The sequence below is a fragment of the Bilifractor sp. HCP3S3_D3 genome (genome assembly GCF_052063915.1).
Taxonomy (GTDB): Bacteria; Bacillota; Clostridia; order Lachnospirales; family Lachnospiraceae; genus Bilifractor.
This window is the reverse complement of sequence record NZ_JBQHWP010000020.1, coordinates 32781-51689: the sequence shown is the minus strand read 5'-3', so window position 1 is coordinate 51689 and position 18909 is coordinate 32781. Positions and strand designations below refer to the sequence as shown.

General features: G+C 50.4%; 16 protein-coding genes. 12 read left to right on the top strand and 4 right to left on the bottom strand.

Going from position 1 to position 18909, the window contains the following annotated elements; genetic code table 11:
* The first annotated feature begins 74 nt into the window (after nucleotides 1-74).
* The 7 genes from cysD (at nucleotide 75) to ACTNDI_RS11540 (ending at nucleotide 10119) form a co-directional block, all read left to right on the top strand.
* A complete protein-coding gene (cysD, locus tag ACTNDI_RS11570; RefSeq protein ID WP_441101135.1) occupies nucleotides 75-977 on the top strand; it encodes a sulfate adenylyltransferase subunit CysD in 903 nt (300 codons plus the stop codon).
* Nucleotides 977-2662, top strand: a complete 1686-nt coding sequence (locus tag ACTNDI_RS11565; protein ID WP_441101134.1) for a sulfate adenylyltransferase subunit 1 — start codon at nucleotides 977-979, stop codon at nucleotides 2660-2662. Before cysD ends, ACTNDI_RS11565 begins: the two co-directional genes overlap by 1 nt.
* A 249-nt stretch (nucleotides 2663-2911) precedes the next feature.
* Nucleotides 2912-3265 carry a type II toxin-antitoxin system RelE/ParE family toxin gene (locus ACTNDI_RS11560; protein ID WP_441101133.1) on the top strand — a complete coding sequence of 118 codons (354 nt, stop codon included), beginning with the start codon at nucleotides 2912-2914 and terminating at the stop codon, nucleotides 3263-3265.
* Nucleotides 3262-3555 carry a helix-turn-helix domain-containing protein gene (locus ACTNDI_RS11555; protein ID WP_441101132.1) on the top strand — a complete coding sequence of 98 codons (294 nt, stop codon included), beginning with the start codon at nucleotides 3262-3264 and terminating at the stop codon, nucleotides 3553-3555. Before ACTNDI_RS11560 ends, ACTNDI_RS11555 begins: the two co-directional genes overlap by 4 nt.
* 893 nt (nucleotides 3556-4448) lie before the next feature.
* Nucleotides 4449-5855: a magnesium transporter gene (mgtE, locus tag ACTNDI_RS11550; RefSeq protein WP_441101131.1), complete on the top strand. Its 1407-nt coding sequence runs from the start codon at nucleotides 4449-4451 to the stop codon at nucleotides 5853-5855.
* Between the two features lie 14 nt (nucleotides 5856-5869).
* The gene (gene glgB, locus ACTNDI_RS11545) at nucleotides 5870-7984 is read left to right on the top strand and encodes a 1,4-alpha-glucan branching protein GlgB (RefSeq protein WP_441101130.1); all 2115 of its coding nucleotides are present in this window, start codon (nucleotides 5870-5872) and stop codon (nucleotides 7982-7984) included.
* A gap of 332 nt (nucleotides 7985-8316) precedes the next feature.
* Nucleotides 8317-10119, top strand: a complete 1803-nt coding sequence (locus ACTNDI_RS11540) for an ammonium transporter (RefSeq protein WP_441101129.1) — start codon at nucleotides 8317-8319, stop codon at nucleotides 10117-10119.
* Nucleotides 10120-10268: 149 nt separating this feature from the next.
* On the opposite strand, the gene ACTNDI_RS11535 is transcribed toward ACTNDI_RS11540, so the two are convergent.
* Nucleotides 10269-10826, bottom strand: a complete 558-nt coding sequence (locus tag ACTNDI_RS11535; protein ID WP_441101128.1) for a DUF1836 domain-containing protein — start codon at nucleotides 10824-10826, stop codon at nucleotides 10269-10271.
* 570 nt (nucleotides 10827-11396) lie between these two features.
* On the opposite strand from ACTNDI_RS11535, the gene ACTNDI_RS11530 reads away from it, so the two are divergent.
* From ACTNDI_RS11530 to ACTNDI_RS11520, 3 genes are all read left to right on the top strand, one after another.
* Complete coding sequence (locus ACTNDI_RS11530; RefSeq protein ID WP_441101127.1) at nucleotides 11397-12248, top strand: DegV family protein; 852 nt, start codon at nucleotides 11397-11399, stop codon at nucleotides 12246-12248.
* A 208-nt stretch (nucleotides 12249-12456) separates the two neighbouring features.
* Nucleotides 12457-12846 (top strand): hypothetical protein, encoded by a 390-nt coding sequence (locus ACTNDI_RS11525; protein WP_441101126.1) that lies wholly within the window; start codon nucleotides 12457-12459, stop codon nucleotides 12844-12846.
* A 110-nt stretch (nucleotides 12847-12956) separates the two neighbouring features.
* Nucleotides 12957-13742 (top strand): thymidylate synthase, encoded by a 786-nt coding sequence (locus ACTNDI_RS11520; protein ID WP_441101125.1) that lies wholly within the window; start codon nucleotides 12957-12959, stop codon nucleotides 13740-13742.
* A gap of 106 nt (nucleotides 13743-13848) precedes the next feature.
* Here ACTNDI_RS11520 and ACTNDI_RS11515 read toward each other — a convergent pair whose 3' ends face one another.
* Nucleotides 13849-14667, bottom strand: a complete 819-nt coding sequence (locus ACTNDI_RS11515) for a histidinol-phosphatase HisJ family protein (RefSeq protein WP_441101124.1) — start codon at nucleotides 14665-14667, stop codon at nucleotides 13849-13851.
* 382 nt (nucleotides 14668-15049) lie between these two features.
* On the opposite strand from ACTNDI_RS11515, the gene ACTNDI_RS11510 reads away from it, so the two are divergent.
* On the top strand, nucleotides 15050-15601 hold the full coding sequence (locus tag ACTNDI_RS11510; protein ID WP_441101123.1) for a CidA/LrgA family protein: 552 nt from the start codon (nucleotides 15050-15052) through the stop codon (nucleotides 15599-15601).
* Between the two features lie 15 nt (nucleotides 15602-15616).
* The gene (locus ACTNDI_RS11505) at nucleotides 15617-16309 is read left to right on the top strand and encodes an LrgB family protein (RefSeq protein ID WP_441101122.1); all 693 of its coding nucleotides are present in this window, start codon (nucleotides 15617-15619) and stop codon (nucleotides 16307-16309) included.
* A 149-nt stretch (nucleotides 16310-16458) separates the two neighbouring features.
* Here ACTNDI_RS11505 and ACTNDI_RS11500 read toward each other — a convergent pair whose 3' ends face one another.
* Both ACTNDI_RS11500 and ACTNDI_RS11495 read right to left on the bottom strand, forming a co-directional pair.
* A complete protein-coding gene (locus ACTNDI_RS11500; protein ID WP_441101121.1) occupies nucleotides 16459-17349 on the bottom strand; it encodes an Rpn family recombination-promoting nuclease/putative transposase in 891 nt (296 codons plus the stop codon).
* Nucleotides 17350-17464: 115 nt separating this feature from the next.
* Nucleotides 17465-18859: a hypothetical protein gene (locus ACTNDI_RS11495; RefSeq protein ID WP_441101120.1), complete on the bottom strand. Its 1395-nt coding sequence runs from the start codon at nucleotides 18857-18859 to the stop codon at nucleotides 17465-17467.
* Between the last annotated feature and the right edge of the window lie 50 nt (nucleotides 18860-18909).

Sequence of the window (18909 nt, the reverse complement as noted above, 5' to 3'; positions counted from 1 at the left end):
GTTTATAAACAATCAGGTTGTAACCCGACTAAGGCATACATCGACCAAGTCATAATAGGAAAGGATGAAATATCATGAGTAATCTTTCGCATCTGGACGCCCTGGAGGCAGAGTCCATCTACATTATCCGCGAGGTCGCGGCAGAGTGTGAGAAACCGGTCATGCTTTATTCCATCGGCAAGGACTCCTCTGTCATGCTTCACCTGGCAATGAAAGCCTTTTACCCGGCAAAGCCGCCGTTCCCGTTCCTCCATGTCAACACGACCTGGAAGTTCAAGGAAATGATCAAGTTCCGTGATGAGACGGCGAAGAGACTGGGCATCGACATGATTGAGTACATCAATCAGGACGGCGTGAAGCGGGGAGTCAATCCCTTCGATTACGGGTCATCCTACACGGACATTATGAAGACGCAGGCTCTGAAGCAGGCACTGAAGAAATACGGATTCACCGCAGCCTTCGGCGGCGGACGCCGTGACGAGGAGAAGAGCCGCGCGAAGGAGAGAATTTTTTCCTTCCGGAACGAGGCACAGGCATGGGATCCGAAGAACCAGCGTCCGGAGATGTGGAAGCTGTACAACACAGAGATCCGAAAGGGAGAATCCATCCGTGTATTCCCGATCTCAAACTGGACGGAGGCAGATATCTGGGAGTATATCAAGCGGGAAAATATTCCGATTGTGCCGTTGTATTATGCTGCCGTGCGGCCATGCGTCGAGCGTGACGGACAGCTGATCATGGTGGACGATGACCGCATGCGCCTGAAACCGGGCGAAAAGCCGATGATGAAGAAAATCCGTTTCCGTACGCTCGGATGCTATCCTCTGACCGGAGGATTCGAGTCCGATGCCGACACGCTCGACAAAATCATTGCGGAAACACTGTCTTCGGTAGAATCCGAGAGAACCACCCGTGTCATCGATAAGGACGGCGGAGAAGCCAGTATGGAAAAACGTAAGAGAGAGGGGTACTTCTGATGAGCGATCTTTTGAAATTTATCACATGCGGCAGCGTTGATGACGGAAAATCCACACTGATCGGACATATTCTCTATGACTCCAAGCTTCTGTACGCGGATCAGGAGAAGGCTCTTCTCCTGGACTCCAAGGTCGGATCCACAGGAGGAGACATTGACTACTCCCTTCTTCTCGACGGTCTGATGGCAGAGCGGGAGCAGGGAATCACCATCGATGTGGCATACCGCTATTTCACGACAGATAAACGTTCCTTTATCGTTGCGGACACGCCGGGACATGAGGAGTATACAAGGAACATGGCTGTCGGCGCCTCCTTTGCGGATCTCGCCGTTATCCTGATTGACGCCACACAGGGAGTTCTGGTGCAGACGCGCCGTCACGCGAGAATCTGCGCGCTGATGGGAATTCACTATTTTGTATTCGCTGTCAACAAAATGGATCTCGCCAATTACAGCAGGGAGCGCTTTGACGAGATCACCGAACAGATCCATGTGCTGGCAAATGAGCTTCACCTCCGCAATGTGCAGATCATTCCGGTGTCCGCCACGAAGGGCGACAACATCACGAAGAAGTCCGCGAACATGCCTTGGTATGAAGGACCGGCGATTCTCGAATATCTGGAGAATGTCGATGTGACCGAGAAGGGACACGAAGAGGGTTTCTACATGCCGGTTCAGCGTGTCAATCGTCCGGATCATACCTTCCGGGGATTTCAGGGACAGATCGAGGCGGGAACTGTCCGGATCGGAGACGAGCTTACGGTTCTGCCGTCCGGCGAGAAGGCAGAGGTGGAGCGCATTCTGATCGGAGACAAGGACGCTGAATCCGCAGACAAGGGCCGTCCGGTGACCATCTGCCTGAACCGGGAAATCGATATTTCCAGAGGCTGTGTGCTGGAGAAGGACAGCAAGATTGCCGTATCCAAGGTCTTTGACGCGACCCTTCTGTGGATGGATGACGCAAGGCTGGCGGACGGAGAGGATTTCTTCGTCAAACTCGGAACAAAGAAAATCGGCGGTTTTATCCGCAGGATTCTGTACAAGACAGATATCAACAGCGGCGAGCAGGTGAAGGCGGACACGCTGGAGAAAAATGAGATCGCGCTCTGTGAGATTGTTCTGGATGAGGCGATCCCGGTGGATTTGTTCCGCAACCACAAGACCATGGGCGAGCTGATCCTGATCGACCGGATCAGCAATATGACGGCAGCCTGCGGCGTTGTGGAAAAACTTGTGAATGAGGAAGATACCGGCGTCAGAATCTCCGGCGGAGATATCACCGCAAGAGTGAACGTATTCGACGAATTCTTCTTCAACGAGAAGCACGACGCAATCGAGAATGTGGGCGTCGAGGAGAAGGAATACGAGGTTGGAGATTCCTTCCCGGTCAAGGGCGAAAGCTACGAGTACCCGAACTATTTTGACATTCTGGCTGTGGATTCCGGCGCGTACGTGCAGATCCGCGACGACAGAGTGGCTGAGGTCGGCGCTATCGAGAATTACAGATACACCGGACTTCCTGCGGTGAATGCGAACGGATTCGCGGTAGGAATCACAAGTCAGAAGGATTTTGAAAACTTCCTGAAAGACCGGAAGAACATGGACCGTCAGGAGTTCAACGCGAAATGGCTTACCTTTGAGACATACCGTCGGATTATCTTTACCGGAAATTCGTGGAGCATCTGAAACGATTGTTCAAATAAATCATAGGTTTTGCGATCCCGCCAGGCGCTTAGAGGGCCAGGCGGGATTTGTCTGTCTCTGAGCCTGACAATTGCGGCCTTTGATTGTCTGCGATTTTGCGAGAAACGATTGTGATTGCGTTGAAACAATTGCGGCTGAACGCTAGATTGATTTTTTCACAATAACCAGATTATGGTTGACAGGAATACAGACAATATTTTATGCTATATATAGCATAAAGGAGGGGGAGGTTTGTTTAGCGTTAATTTCTATCGTGAAGAAGATGGAAGTAAGCCCGTAGGTGAGTTCATTCGTTCATTAGACACAAAAATGAAAGCAAAAGTAGTGTCGGATTTGCACCGGTTGGAAATGCTTGGCAATGAAGCCAGAGCTCCGCTGAGCAAATTCCTGGAAGACGATATTTTTGAACTGCGTTCTGTGTCGGGAAGCAACATTGTGAGGATTCTTTATTTTTTCGACGAAGATGAGATAATTATTGCCACAAATGGATTTGTGAAAAAACAGCAGAAGACGCCGCGCAGCGAAATTTTGCTAGCAAAGCAAAGAAGAGCAATTTATATGGCCGGGAAGGAGGACATACGATGAGTGATTTACAGGAATTGACCAATGAATTAATGCAGGATGCTGAGTTTAAGAAAGAATATGAAGCACTTCAGCCGGAAAGAGATATTACTATGTCCCTGATCCAGGCGAGAAAAGAAGCGGGACTGACCCAGGAAGAGCTGTCTAAGAAAACCGGAATCAGTCAGGCGGATATCAGTCGTCTGGAAAATGGCACCCGTAATCCCAGTCTGGCATTGTTGAATCGTATTGCAGAGGCGGTAAATGCGACTCTTCGAATCGAATTTGTCCCAAACAAGAGAGTCGCTAAGTAATACGCTGAGCTGCCTGATAACATCAGTTCGTATACCTTGTAGAGGCAGGATAACTGAAGTCAATAAGAACCAAATCATATCAAAAACATAACCTAAATGGGATAGAATCTAAATTCCATTTTCGAGCCGGAACGGCTGCAATTGTGTCAGAACGGACTTTACAAACAAAATGGCAGGTGTTACAGTTAATGCGATTGATAAATTTTTTATAAAATCTATCCGATGGATGGTTTGGCTTTTCTAATAAAAGGGAAAAGCTGTGGGTCTGGCGGGTTAACAAAGAAAAGAGGTGGAGCAGATGGAAGGCTGTGATGGTGAAGGCCGAAGTCCTTATCACATACCGAAGGAATTGCAGATCTTGAGGAATGCAAGTCACAACGGGCAGCCGGAAGCTGTTCTTTCTTTTTTGTGCTTTTCATATCCTCTGTTTTTTTGAGTCTTCATTTCTGATCTGCAATTCATTTTCGTATACATCCAAAAAGACATTTAATTTCATACAAAACCGCAGCGCAGAGAAAATGTATCAGTGGAATTGTCTGAATGACGGCTGAATCGGAGCCTAGACCTGATTGGAGTGTCGGCTGAGTCAGAGCACGGATTTCAATTCCAATTTCTTTCAGGGCCCCTGTTGCAGGAACATTGCTGTCGAACGGAAGGTCTCCGGGGATTGCGTTAGGAACATCGGGTGAAACGCTTCGCCGGTACGAGCGTGCGCGAGAGCAACGGTGCGTGAGATCGCGCATGACAGGCGGCGCGTGAGGACGATGCGCGTGAGAGCAACTGCGCATGAGAAGGATCGCGCATGACAGGTGACGCGTGAGGACGATGTGCGTGAGAGTAACTGTGCATGAGATCGCGTGTGAGAGGGGCTGCGGGTAAGGAAAGGAGAGGAAATGAGCAGAGAGGAAAAGAAGACAGAGATGACTGCTACCGGATATGAGAAGGAAATTCTGGATGTCATCCGCAGCAAGAATTCTCCGAGAGTGATCCGGGACAGGCTGCAGGATTATCACGCGAACGATATCGCGACGGTTCTTCCGGAGCTGGATAAAAGAGAACGGCTGTCGCTGTACCGCATCATGCGTACAGAGGATCTGGCGGAGATGCTGGAATATACCGATGAGGATGCCGAGGAATATCTGAATGAGATGGATCCGAAGAGGGCGGCTACGGTTCTGGAGGAGATGGAGCCGGCGACGGCAGCGGATATTCTGAAGAACAGCGATTCACAGCAGAAAAGAGCCTGGCTGGAGCTGATGGATCCGGAGTCGAGAGAGTCGATTCAGGTGCTGGCTTCCTACGATGAAGACACGATTGCGAGCCGTATGACCACCAATTTTGTCACACTGAACTGCAGTCTGTCCATCAAGGAGGCGATGAGCTCGCTGATTGAGCAGGCGGCAGAGAACGACAACATCTCCGTGATCTATGTGCTGGATGACGATGGTGTGTACTACGGAGCCGTTGATTTGAAGGATCTGATCATCGCGAGGAACGGAACGAGTCTGGAGGATATCACGGCTACGGCATATCCGTATGTGTATGCCGACGAAAAAATAGAAGACTGTCTGGAAAAGATCAAGGACTATTCCGAGGAGTCCATACCGGTTCTGTCGGACGACAACCGCATCCTGGGTGTCATCACCTCGCAGGATGTAGTAGAGGTTGTCGATGACGAGATGGGTGAGGATTACGCAAAGCTCGGCGGTTTGTCCGCGGAGGAGGATCTGGAGGAGCCGGTGAAGCTCAGCGTCAGGAAACGTCTTCCCTGGCTGGTGCTTCTCATGTTTATGGGGATCGGCGTGTCTACGGTCGTCGGTCTTTTCGAGACAGTCGTCCAGAAGCTCACCCTGATCATGGCTTTCCAGTCTATGATTCTGGATATGTCCGGTAATGTGGGAACACAGTCGCTTGCCGTTACCATTCGTGTCCTCATGGACGAGCATCTGACCGGAAAGCAGAAGCTTCATCTGGTTGGAAAGGAAATGACCGTGGGATTTTCCAACGGCTTTATTCTGTGTATGGTTTCGTTTGCTGCGATCGGACTGTATATCATGGCGGCGCGGCGCATGCCGCCGACTACGGCATTTGCGATCTCGGCCTGTATCGGTCTGTCTCTGCTTCTGGCAATGCTGATTTCAAGCTTTGTAGGAACAGCGGTTCCGATCTTTTTCAATCAGGTCGGGGTGGATCCGGCGGTTGCTTCCGGTCCGCTGATCACAACGCTCACGGACCTTGTCGGAGTTGTAACGTACTACGGACTTTCCTGGATCATGCTGGTCAATGTGCTGCATATGTGAGAGAGGGATAAACAATGGATTTACAGGATTTCTACAACGGAGAGGAATTTAAGGCCTTTGAGTACCTGGGCGCCCAGTGCGGGAAGAAGAACGTGGTATTCCGCACCTATGCGCCGAATGCCGATGCGGTTTCCGTGATCGGCGAGTTCAACGGATGGACGGATACGCCGATGCAGAAGGTGGAAAACGGGCAGTTCTGGGAGGCTGAGGTGGATAACGCCAAGCCGGGACAGATGTATAAGTTCCGGATCTATGGCCCGGACGGGAACTTCATGGACCATGCCGATCCGTATGCTTTTTTTTCGGAGAAGAGACCGGGAACGGCGTCTGTAATCTATGACCGGAAGGGCTATGAATTCCATGACGAGGACTGGATGTGGACCAGAAGAGACCGCACAAAGGAACCGCTGAATATCTATGAGATGCATATGGGTTCCTGGAGGAGGAAGGACGATCCGGAGATCCACGCGAGGGAGCTGGATGAGGCGAAAGCGCAGGGGATTGGCATCGATGTCTCCGACGGGTGGTACACATACGATGAGATTGTGGGCCAGATCATCCCCTATCTGCTGGAAAACCATTATAACTATCTGGAGATCATGCCGCTGAACGAGTATCCCGCCGACGAATCCTGGGGCTACCAGTCGCTGGGATTTTTCAGCGCGACATCAAGGTATGGCAATCCGGACGGACTGAAGCGGTTGATCGACACCTGCCATCAGCACGGGATCGGTGTGATTCTGGATGTCATCACCGTGCATTTCGCGGTGAATGATTATGGTCTGTGGAAGTATGACGGAACACCGCTGTATGAGCATGCGTTTGCCGATAAAAGCACCAGCGAATGGGGCAGCTGCAACTTCAACCATTCCAGAGGTGATGTCCGGAGCTTTCTGAATTCCGCAAGTGAATACTGGCTCGCGGATTTCCATTTTGACGGACTTCGCTTCGACGCGGTGGGAAATCTGATCTACTGGCAGGGGGACGAAAATCTCGGCAGAGACGAGAATGCGATCACTTTCCTGCAGAATATGAACCGCGGATTAAAGAAACTTGACGGGAATGTCCTTCTGATCGCGGAGGATTCTTCTGCCTATCCGGGCGTTACAAAGCCCGTGTCGGAGGGAGGACTCGGATTTGACTACAAGTGGGACATGGGGTGGATGAACGACACCCTGAATTATTTCCGCACCCCGCCGCAGAACCGTTCCGCAGAGTACCATAAGCTGACCTTTTCCATGCAGTACTTTTATAATGAAAAATATCTGCTTCCCCTGTCGCATGATGAGGTGGTTCACGGAAAAGCAACCATCATGCAGAAGATGGCAGGCGATTACGCGGACAAGTTCCCGCAGGGAAGAGCGCTGTATCTGTATATGATGACCCATCCTGGCAAAAAGCTCAACTTCATGGGCAATGAGATCGGACAGCTCCGTGAATGGGACGAGAAGCGGGAACAGGACTGGTTCCTGACGAAGTACCCGATTCATGACGCGTACCACAGACTGACGGTTGATATGAATGAGATCTATATGAAGCATTCCGCCTTCTGGCAGAAGGACTATGACCGTCTCGGGTTTCAGTGGATCGAGGCGGATGACACCAGTCAGAGCGTCTATGTGTACCGGAGAACGTCCGACACCGAGGGGATTCTGTGCTTTTTCAACTTCTCCGACAGGGAGCAGACCTATTATTACAGGCCCACAGGCGATGAGAATCTTCATCTGCTGATTGACTCGGATGATTGCATCTATAACGGCGCGACGCCGGAAGATAAGCTGGAGAAGCTGATCCGTGTGAGAAAAAAGAACGGAGCCGTGCCGGTGATTCTCGCTCCGTATTCCGCAAGGCTTTATCAGGAGGTGATGCCGGCGCTGGATCCGGACGAGAAAAAAGCCGGACAAGCCGGCAGGGCAGGCTCTTCGGGCAGCGGAGCAAAGACTGCAGATCCGGCAGGCGGCAGGACGAAAGCGTCAGGTCAGGCAGAAGGCGGGACGAAGGCATCGGCTCCAGCAGAAGGCAGAGCGAAGGGCGTGAATTCGATAGATCGAGGCACATCGCGGAAGAGCGCAGGAAGGAAATCTCCGCGTACGCATACCGGTCACGGAGAGAGCCGCAAAGATAAGTAAGAAAAAGCAAAAATACGCAAAAAAGGACATCAACAGCAGAAATAAGAGCTGCCTACTTCAAATTAAGCATTTTCAATCTGGGGTAACATGCTTATAATGTGACCATGTACAGAGAGGTACCGATTTGTCGGTATCTCTCTTTTTTTACGCGAACAGTGAGCCGCAGCAGAATGCGAAGTATTCGTGTGTGGCGATCGTCGCGATAGCGAGATATAACTCGCACAGCGTGTTTTATCTCGTTGTATAAGTCCGGGCATGCAGGCTGCGAAGCGGCGGAGCAGCCCGGAGGACTTATATCATTCGTTCTGTATTCGATTTCGGGAGGAGAACATATGGATTACAGTATTACAGACACTTTATGGGTTTTTCTGGCGGCGATCCTCGTATTCTTCATGAATCTTGGGTTTGCTTCCGTTGAGGCTGGCTTCGCCAGATCCAAGAACACGGTAAACATTCTGTCAAAGAACTTTATCGTCTTCGCGATTTCGTCTCTGGGCTTTATTCTTCTGGGATGGGGCCTGATGTTCGGGGGAACCGGCGGGTTTGTCGGAACCTCGCATCTCTGGGTTCTCGGAAACGCGGACCTTTCGTTTTATGACAATACGCTGACCAGCGCGGTTCCATTCTGGGGCAAGTTCTTCTTCGAGCTTGTATTCTGCGGAACAGCAGCGACGATCGTATCCGGCGCCGTGGCAGAGAGAGTCAAATATGTGTCCTTCATTATTTTTTCCTTTATCCTGACACTGCTGATCTATCCGATCATCGGACACTGGATCTGGGGCGGCGGCTGGCTTGCGCAGATCGGCTTCAAGGATTTCGCCGGTGACACCGTGGTGCATTCTCTCGGAGGCTGGTCAGCGCTGAGCGGAGCTCTGATCCTCGGACCCCGTATCGGAAAATATGACAAAAATGGCAAACCGAGGGCAATCCCCGGACACAACATGTCTCTGGCGGTTATCGGACTTTTCGTTCTCTGGCTTGGATGGTTCGGCTTCAACCCGGGCTCTACCATGACCTTCCAGAATCCCTCAGATGTCATGCACATCCTTATGACCACAAACTCATCCGCCATCATGGCGGTTCTGACATCCACGATCACAGCATGGATCGTAATCGGCAAGCCGGATCTCGGCATGACGGTTAACGGATGCCTGGCGGGACTTGTAGGAATTACCGCAAGCTGCGCGTATGTAACGGTTGGAGCGTCCATGATCATCGGCGCGATCGCCGGAGTCATCGTGGTATTTGCGGTCGGATTTTTCGATAAGCTTCATATCGATGATCCGGTCGGCGCGTGCGCGGTTCATCTGTGCAACGGCGTTCTCGGAACGGTGGCGGTTGGCCTGTTCTCCTGCAAGGGAGTCACAACTCTTTCTACAGAAAACGGATTGTTCTACGGCGGCGGATTCCATCTGCTCGGAGTAGAGCTCCTCGGCATCGTTGCAGTCGGAGCCTTCAGCTTTTTTGCATCGTTTGCGGTGTGGCAGATTCTGAAGCACACCATTGGAATTCGTGTCACGAAGGAGGAAGAGCTTCAGGGTCTGGATATCGGCGAGCATGGAAACATTGCGTATCCGGATTTCGCTCCGGCGACAGCTACTGCCTTCAACACGGAGATTGATGATGACGATGAGAGAAAGTACGGAAGCGGAAAGATTGCGGCTACTATCGGCGGAAGCACACCGGCGGAGATGAAGAAGGCGGCAGGTGCGGAGGCAAGTGTTCAGGAGGCTGTTCCGGTCACAAGAGTGGAGAGAGCCGGCGCGAAGATCACGAAGGTGTCCATTGTGGCCAACCAGACACGGTTCGCGGAGCTGGAGGATGCACTGGAAAATATTGGCATCACCGGAATGACGGTTACCAACGTCTTTGGTCACGGCATGCAGAAGGGACATTCGACCTATTTCCGCGGCGTACCGGTGGAGACGAGACTTCTCCCGAAGATCAAGCTGGATGTGGTCATCTGCAAAGTATCCTCTGAGGAACTGATTGATACCGTTCAGAAGGTATTGTATACCGGCAGATACGGAGACGGAAAGATTTTCCTGTACGATGTCGAGGATGTCGTAAAGATTCGTACCGGGGAGCATGGATATGACGCTCTTCAGGATGATCCGGGAGCGCAGGACGACTGACAAAGGGCAAGAAAGAGATTTTAATATGGAAAAGATCCCGTATCAGCGGATGATGGAATTTTCATCCGAAGATACGGGATCTTTTGCTGCGTCCTTTATTCTGTGTGATTTATTCTATGTTATTTGTGGGGTTCTTTATTCTGTGTCCTTCATTCGGCATCCTTTATCTCACTGTCAGCCTTGTCTTCTCCATTTTCCGCCAGCTGGGCGTAGTAAAAGTAGCGGTCCATGTAGATCTTGTGGGAAATCGTGATGACTGTATTGCGAAGCAGAATGTGCCCCTCGGAGTCATCGGTTGATGCAGGTGGAATTCTGTCCTCTGCCCCGGTCATGTGGTGCAGAGCCTCCTCCATCTTCCTGCGGAACTGCTCGTAGGAGTATTCCGTGTCATAATCCTTCTCCTGAATCGCAAGAAGAAAACGGATTTCCTCCAGCGAGAGAACGCATTTGGTAACCGCGATAAAGAAAAGAAGGGCAATCTGCTCGCGGTAATACATCTTGTGAATCGGATTCGGTATCAGTTTATGCTTTACATAGTTGCTGACCATGGATACGGTCAGCGGATCATCGCGGATTGGATCCAGATAATCATTGATATATGCGACCACCTGCTTCAGATAGAGTCCGACGTTCGGAATCTGCGTATAAGCAGGCATCTGAAAATTGTTCAGACTTTCTGCAATCTGTTCTTCGCGTGTGGTTGGCATCTGTTTCATCTCCCGGAACTGAATATAAGTGCGACTGGACTTATCGTATAAAGCCAGCTGCTCCGTTGCTTCGCAACTCTCGCAGCTGCCACAGGTATGAGCATTCTCGCGGTGCTTCGCACCGCTTCATGCTCATACCTGTTGTCGTCGCTAATATTCTTGCCCATTGGTGAGCAAGCTCCCCATGGGCCAAGAACATTGCGACTGGACTTCGTATAAAGCCAGCTGCTCCGTTGCTTCGCAACTCTCGCAGCTGCACATGTATGAGCATTCTCGCGTTGCTTCGCACCGCTCCATGCTCATACATGTTAGCGTCGTTCAAGCATGCAGCTTTCTGTGCATGCTTCGCATGCCCAAAACTGCCTGCTTGACGACGGCTTTATACAGTATATTTTATTCTATTGTGTGAGTCAAGTGAACCGCGTGTGCGGTTTTTGAAAAACTTGACAACGGGTATTTGAGAAACTATGATAGGGACAGAACTGGTATTGAGTCAACAGGATACTTTTGCACGGAGGGTGGTGCGAGGGTCTCGTTTCGCGGCCGCGGGGCGGCTGCAGGGAGTGATTTATGCAGGAGAAGATTATTGTAATGGCGGATTCTTGTTGTGATGTCGGCAGGAATTTACAGGAGAAGTACAACATCCGGGTTCTGCCTGTTCATGTGATTTATCCGGAGAGGGAGTACGAGGATGGTGTGGACATTGATCCGAAGACCATTTATGAGCGTTTTCCGGATGAAATCCCGACGACTTCCATGCCGTCTCCGGGGGAGATCCTGGATTTCCTGGAGAAGCTGAGAGAGGAAGGATATACACACTGCATTTCGGTGAATATCTCCGATCATCTGAGCGGGACGGTCAACAATGTGCAGGCGGTCGCCGGTGAGGTGGAGGGATTGACAACCTATGTATACAATACAAAGGATATCTCTTTCGGAAGCGGTGTATATGCGGTGTATGCGGCAAAACTGGTAAAGGAAGGAGTTCCGTTTGACGAAATCTGCAGAAGGATGGAGGAGAAACGTGAGGACTCTCATCTGATGTTCTATATGGACACTCTTGATTACCTGAAAAAGGGCGGACGAATCGGGAATGTCGCCTTCATGATCGCCAATGTGCTTCATATGAAGCCAATCATCGCCTGTGATCCGGACGGAGTGTATTATACCGTGGCGAAAATCCGTGGCGCCAGAAAAGGGAAGCAGAGAGTTATTGATGAAATCGCGAAGAGAGTTGGGGACAGGAAGTGCTGGCTGGCAGTCCTTCACGGAGATGACGAAGAGGAGGGAAAGAGGACGGTTGAGATGATCAGAGAGCGGATCCCTCAGGGAGAGCTGATCTACTTTAACCAGATTAACGCCTCCCTTGCCGTGAACACCGGCCCCGGACTGATCGGAGTTCTTGCCTTTGTGGAGCCATAAGCCCGGCCTGAAAGCCCCGCTGTTGCAGTTCGGCGGGAAAATCGTATAAAAGTGCACTAAAATATCCTTGAATTTCAGTAAATTTGTTTCCAGACAGTGGCTTGACCGTGTGAATTAAACTGCTTATAATATAAGAATAATGTAGCATTAAAGGATAACCGTCAGTCGTCGTGGGGCTGGCGGTCTTTTTTTACAGGGATTCGGAAGCATGTGTGAGGAGAAGCTTTTTGACAATCCGAAAGAGGCGAGGGATGCGCTGTATTATTCGATCTATCCGGACCAGAACGGAAAGATCTGGATCAAGTTCTTCGGTATCTTTCGCTATGACTGGAATTTTCCATCCAAACCATGGAAGCTGCAGGAGTACTTCGGCGCGGATTTTGCGTACGAGGATTTCCTGAACATGACTCCCTCGGAGCTGCATGAGAACCTGTCTGAGATCAGGGATACGGTGGGAAACTTCTCGGATGAAGAAGTGCTGTACAGCATGAATCATTTTTTTACAACATACTGCATGCCTCCGGACGCAGGCAGGGTAACGAAAATGCCACTGGATCATCTCACGGATCGCACGCCCTGCGGTCTGTATGTGACCTGAGCAGGAATTTTGTTCGGCGGAAAATTGTCGGACCGCGCAAGATGGTTTGCGGAAGACAATATTATCATATAGGTTTATTTCAATTGCTATGATTGGGAAAGGAAGGACAGATGACCGATTCGTTATATGATTTCGATATGGATGAGAAGATAGTATACGGAAGAAATCTTCCGGAAGCCTATCACAAGGCACTGCTGGCGCTGGATGAGAGCGGACGTGTGAACGACTGCCCGGACTGGAACTGCCGCCAGAAGGAGCTTTCCATGACCATGTGTGTGGCGGAACCGCTCAGCGAGCCGATGATTTCAAAGTGCTTTATCGGCGGACCGAAGGAGCTGGAGCAGTACCGTCAGGAGATGCTGTACGGCATCCTGGATTTTGAGGTGGAAAAGGGAAACTGGGTGTATACCTACCATCAGAGATACGCGGACCAGATTCCCTTTATCGTGAGTGAGCTGAAGAGAAATCCCGGCAGCCGCCGCGCGGTTATGACGGTGCGGGACAAGCAGGCCGATATGGGAAGCGATGATCCGGCATGCCTGCAGCACATCCAGTATTTCATCCGGGAGGGCAGGCTGTGCTGCAAGGTTTTGTTCCGGTCCAATGACGCCTGCAAGGCTGCTTATATGAACGCGTTTGCGCTGATCATGCTGCAGAAGATGATCGCGGACGAGCTTGGCGTCGGCGTGGGAAGCTACACACACCGCGCGAACAGCTTCCATTGCTATGACAGGGACTTTGAACTTCTGGAAGGATATGTAAAGCGCATCCGGAAATCCATCGAGGAGGATGACCCGGATGAAGTGACCTTCGATTACGAGGATGGCTGGGACGAGATGATGGAGGAGGCAAAACCCGCCATCGCGGCACAGGTTGAAGAGCTGAAGCACAACTGAAGCGCAAGGGGAAAAAGAAGCGGCAACGAAAGAAGAATGGAAGCTTTACCATGAGCAGAGACACTGGATGCGGTATCCGGTGTCTTTATTTTTTATAGCCGGCTTCTCATCGCAGATCCATAATTCTGTGAAAAGAGGGAATCCGCTTCTCAAAGGTTGTGAGTTCCCGGAAGCCGCATTCATATGCAATATCCTGTCCGGCTCTGAGAAATGCCCCGACATCTTCGGGCCGGTGGGCGTCGGAGCCGAGCGTGAGAATCCGGCCTCCGCAGTCGTGGTACAGCTTCAGAAGTCTGGGGGTCGGCATGGTAGTCTGCATGGACTGGCGGAAGCCGGACAGATTCAGCTCGATCCCCCGGTCTCTGCGGATGATGACGCGGTAGAGATTCTCGATCTTCTCGAGAAACTGTTCGATATTCACAGCGAAGCCTGCCTCAGCCATATAACGAAGCGGATAGGTGATGTGGCCGATGACATCATAATCATATTCGGAGGCATATGTCGTGAGAAGATCCAGATACTGATCATAGACCTGAACCGGGTCATGCTTGTGAAAATTGTAATAGTAGACATCCAGATCATTGTCCATCTGGTGCACCGATCCGATAACGAAATCAAGCTCCGGATGATCGGAGAGGAACCTGCGGCCTTCCCGGGGATTTGACATTGGCTGTCCCAGTTCGGCACCGATGACGACCTTCAGCTTTCCGGCATAGCGGTCCTTCGCGTCCAGAAGGTCCGGATACAGATGGCCGCAGTCCAGGATATAGCTGTACTTCTGCAGATGAAAGATGTCCATATGATCGGTAATGGCAAGCTCCGATATGCCACGGTCAATTGCCGCCCGGCACATGGCGTCGATCGTCGCATGGGGAGCGCCGTCAAAGGAAAAACAGGTGTGGGTGTGGTAGTCCGTGAAATACATGATTCAGATTCCCCTTTCTGTGCAGCGGCTGTTCATCAATGCGGAGCATTTGCAATGTATATATTCATGATGCATGTATTCATGATGCATGTATTCGTGATGCATGTATTCGTGATGCGTGTATTCGTGATGCGTGTATTCGTGATGCATGTATTCGTGATGTATGTGTTTGTGATGCATAAGATTGTGATATCTGTATTTATAGCAGTTGTATTCCGTTCGCACAACAGTATAGCATGGATATTCGGCGGTTTGAGAGAAAATCCGAAAAAACAACTACTTGAAGTCAGATTCTGACGAGTTATTTTCGAAGGGATCTCCTATTATGTAAAAGATATTTATCGCACAAACACTTATCGCAGCACAAAGGGGAGAAACAGTCATGAAGTACATGAAACAGTTTGCGATCATTCTGGCAGTATCCTGCATCGGAGAACTCCTGAATCATTTTCTGCCGCTTCCGTTTCCGGCAAGTATCTACGGCCTGGTGATCATGCTTATTCTGTTAATGACACACATCGTCAAGCTTCCGGATGTAGACGAAACAGCGACCTTCCTGGTGGACGTCATGCCGATGATGTTCATTCCGGCCGGTGTAGGCCTGATTACGGCATGGCCGGATCTGCAGCCGATCATCATTCCGATTCTCGTGATCACGATTGTGAGTACATTCCTCGTCATGGGAGTGACCGGAAAGGTAACCGATGCTCTGGTGAAGGGAACAGAGACCGGCGAAGAGAAAGAGCTTGCTGATGAGATCAGTGAGGATCTTGGGAGGATCGAATCCCTGCAGGAGGATGTCACGAGAAAAGAAGCTGCAAGGGTACTGGTGGAGGAAGAAGAATCCGAAAAGCCGTCCAGACTTGGTGAGGAACTGAGCCGGAGAGCTTCAAAGGACAAATTTGAGAAGAAGAACAAAACTGAGAACAGGTAAGAAGGAGAAAAGATCATGAATAACGTAATGCTGTGTTCTGCTACTATCGGTTTTGTCATCAGCCTGGTCACCTACGGATTCGGCGTCTGGCTCCATGACAAGACAAAGCTCGATATCATGAATCCGCTGCTGATCTCGATCGCTCTGACAATCGTGATTCTGCTCGCCTGCAAGGTGGATTACAAAAGCTACAACGACAGCGCAAAATATCTGAGCTACCTGCTCACACCTGCGACCGTCTGCCTGGCAATTCCGCTGTACAAGCAGATGGCTCTGTTAAAAAAGAACTTCCGGGCGATCCTGATCGGCGTCCTCGCAGGCTGCCTCACCTCCATGGGATCGGTACTGATCATGAGCAAGCTGTTCCGGCTCTCACATGCGGACTATGTCACCCTTCTTCCGAAGTCCATCACCACAGCGATCGGAATGGGAGTATCTGAGGAACTGGGCGGCGTCGTAACAATTTCTGTTGCAGTAATCATTGTCACTGGAATCATCGGAAATGTAATTGCAGTCGGAATGAGTAAACTCCTCTGCATCAAGAGCCCGATCGCAAGAGGGCTGATGTGCGGAACCTCTGCGCATGCCATCGGCACCGCAAAAGCCATGCAGATGGGAGAGATCGAAGGAGCCATGAGTTCCCTAGCCATCGTTGTATCCGGACTGATGACTGTTATCCTTGCAAGCTTCTTTGCGATGCTGGGATGACCAGGCGGGAACATATAATCGCACATCATCAGGCATACTTGTGATCTTCTTCGAAATTATTTTAAAATCGGAAAATCCATATATCAGAAAAAGCCTCACAGAACGCACCCATAAAGAGACGCATCTGTGAGACTTTTTTAAACATCCGATTATTCGGAGTATTTGTCAGAAGGCGGCAGATTGGCGATGATATCCTGAACGGTTCCGATCGGTATATGAAGCTGGTCGGCAATCATCTGCGGAGAGTAATGAAACGTATCATACAAGATTTCAATCTTGCCTTCGATGCGACCTTCTTCCAAGCCTTGAAGTCTGCCTTTTTCGATTCCTCTATTCTCAATAACATCGAGTACTTCACACATTTCGACTCCTTTCTCCGGAAACTCATCTGCGGATTCTTCAAAGCGATGGTCGCCGGTCAACACGGACAGAAGCTTCAGAACAGCATCGACATGATCAACCTGACCCGGTGCGGGCACATACTCTCCGTGAAGGCGTGTCTGAACGAAATAGTCCGCGACATATCGAAAATCGCTTTGAAACAACAGCACTTGTTCCGGTGTTAAAAATGAAATCTCAAACAGGTTTTTCATTTCATAATCACTGACAAACGGTCTGAAATCTTCCGAAAGATCAATTAAATCAGTGAGGTGACGGCTATAGTTCCAATGGGTTGTACCAAAATACAATATCATTGTAACAACCGGAAAGATGTTTGTCACTTCTTTATTCAGCAACTGCATCCGGTAGGAAGCTCCGTCATACCCTATAATTCGGAAAGGCATAAACCGTTCCGGCCGGCTTTGGTTCTCGATTCCCAGCAAAGAGATAGTGACATTATTGTCTGTATAATACTTGGTGACATCCCTTTCCTGTTCATGAAGCTTGCCGTCTACTTTGTACTGGCTGCGGCTGCCTGCGTTGAGTAATTTGTCAGGAGAAATTTTCTGCTCTCCATTGAAAAGCAGTACGTTGACAATATCAGCGAACACATCATTATAATCTGCTAAAATCTTCTCTGAGATATCTTTTTCTGCCATCTGTTACTCCTATATGCACTATATGATCCATGAGATCCTTTTCTGCTATATATTTATGATAACGTTTGGCAGGAAAAAAGTATATGCCTGATTGTTTGTGCATTATGTGCAAACTTCAAGCTTGAAATTTATGAATATCGGATGAACTATGGATCCCTCTGCGTGATACGTGGAAATCATCTCTCCGTCCATCATCCGCGGCCAGCACCAGAAGCAGGAATGGATTTGCCTGAATCTCGATCAGGTGATGCTCGATGACACAGGCAGCGATGATCAGAAACAGCAGAAAGAGTTTCAGGTGATCGCCTGTCTTTCTCTCGCGGTTGGCGGTAATCACCAGAATCATCAGCATGGCGGCCAGAACAACGAGCCCGAGCCGGAGCAGAATATTCACGTAGGAACTGTCCAGGAAGAAATATTCGGTGGTACGCTTGACAGCTCCGCCTGCGCCGTACATCTCGACATTCTGCGCCCACAGTCGCACATTGTAACGCTCAAAGCCTATGTGTCCGTAGTAGAGACGCTTATTCAGAACGCGGTTCACAAACCGCAGGAATCCGGACGATTCCGAGTAGAAGCGGGACATCAGGATCATCATTGCCGCGAAAATCGGAGCGGACAGAACAATCAGCCGGTCGATCCACTCACGGAAGCGGGAGAAGACAACGGTTCCGGTCCGGCGTTCCGCGGACTTCTGCGCGGTTCCGGTCCGGCGTTCCGCGGACCTCAGCGCTTCCCGCGTGGTTCGGGACCCACAAGCCGCATGATCCGCGGATTTTACGGACGAAGCCCTGTGTGCGCGGAGCTTCATGATTCCAAGGCGTAAAACAAGAAGGGCAAAAAGCAATGTCGTGGTGCGCGCGTCGCAGCAAACCCACGTGAAAATCCCCAGAACAGCGATTGTCGCAATCTCTCCCCAGCGGATCCTCCGAAGTCGGAGCCATACATAGCTCAGAGTCATGAAGAACAGGTGCGCGCAGAAATCGGTCGGATAAAGGAAGCCGAAAGCCATCCGTGCCCTGTAATTGTGTGACTCTTGGTGGTAAGTCAGATTTTCGATCCTGCCGGAAAGCGCCAGGATCACTGTCACAAGCGTGACCGCAAGAGAGACGGCCAGATGCACCGTCAGAATCTTCCGGAATTCCATGCCGTGTGCGAGAAAAATCAGCACCGCAAGCTCATAGATAAACGCGTAGGAATAGGAATGCCACGACAGCAGAAGGCTTCCGCACAGAAAGACAGCCAGAACTCTCTCCCGTGCCGTCCAGACATCGTTCGAAGCTGCCTTCCACATCACCATCACGAGCGCGGCCAGCTGGAGGATGTTCTCCACCCGGGGGTTCCACCAGTTTACCGGGATCATAGTTGCCGTGAGCATCGATTTTAAGACGATAAAGGCAAGGTACACATAAAAGGCGGTTTCAAAATATTTTTTCACGAAATGCCGAAGGGCGTCCGGGACTTTCCGGAAGCTGGCGGAAGAAGAAAGATATTCCATGTGATTATGCAAATGATTACTTTCCTTTCAGAAAATGTATGGATAGATTTCACAGGTGCCCG

Coding starts and splice junctions, on each gene's coding strand:
- cysD (WP_441101135.1), top strand. CDS start 75: ATGAGTAATCTTTCGCATCTGGACGCCCTGGAGGCAGAGTCCATCTAC.
- ACTNDI_RS11565 (WP_441101134.1), top strand. CDS start 977: ATGAGCGATCTTTTGAAATTTATCACATGCGGCAGCGTTGATGACGGA.
- ACTNDI_RS11555 (WP_441101132.1), top strand. CDS start 3,262: ATGAGTGATTTACAGGAATTGACCAATGAATTAATGCAGGATGCTGAG.
- mgtE (WP_441101131.1), top strand. CDS start 4,449: ATGAGCAGAGAGGAAAAGAAGACAGAGATGACTGCTACCGGATATGAG.
- glgB (WP_441101130.1), top strand. CDS start 5,870: ATGGATTTACAGGATTTCTACAACGGAGAGGAATTTAAGGCCTTTGAG.
- ACTNDI_RS11540 (WP_441101129.1), top strand. CDS start 8,317: ATGGATTACAGTATTACAGACACTTTATGGGTTTTTCTGGCGGCGATC.
- ACTNDI_RS11535 (WP_441101128.1), bottom strand. CDS start 10,826: ATGCCAACCACACGCGAAGAACAGATTGCAGAAAGTCTGAACAATTTT.
- ACTNDI_RS11530 (WP_441101127.1), top strand. CDS start 11,397: ATGCAGGAGAAGATTATTGTAATGGCGGATTCTTGTTGTGATGTCGGC.
- ACTNDI_RS11525 (WP_441101126.1), top strand. CDS start 12,457: ATGTGTGAGGAGAAGCTTTTTGACAATCCGAAAGAGGCGAGGGATGCG.
- ACTNDI_RS11520 (WP_441101125.1), top strand. CDS start 12,957: ATGACCGATTCGTTATATGATTTCGATATGGATGAGAAGATAGTATAC.
- ACTNDI_RS11515 (WP_441101124.1), bottom strand. CDS start 14,667: ATGTATTTCACGGACTACCACACCCACACCTGTTTTTCCTTTGACGGC.
- ACTNDI_RS11510 (WP_441101123.1), top strand. CDS start 15,050: ATGAAGTACATGAAACAGTTTGCGATCATTCTGGCAGTATCCTGCATC.
- ACTNDI_RS11505 (WP_441101122.1), top strand. CDS start 15,617: ATGAATAACGTAATGCTGTGTTCTGCTACTATCGGTTTTGTCATCAGC.
- ACTNDI_RS11500 (WP_441101121.1), bottom strand. CDS start 17,349: ATGGCAGAAAAAGATATCTCAGAGAAGATTTTAGCAGATTATAATGAT.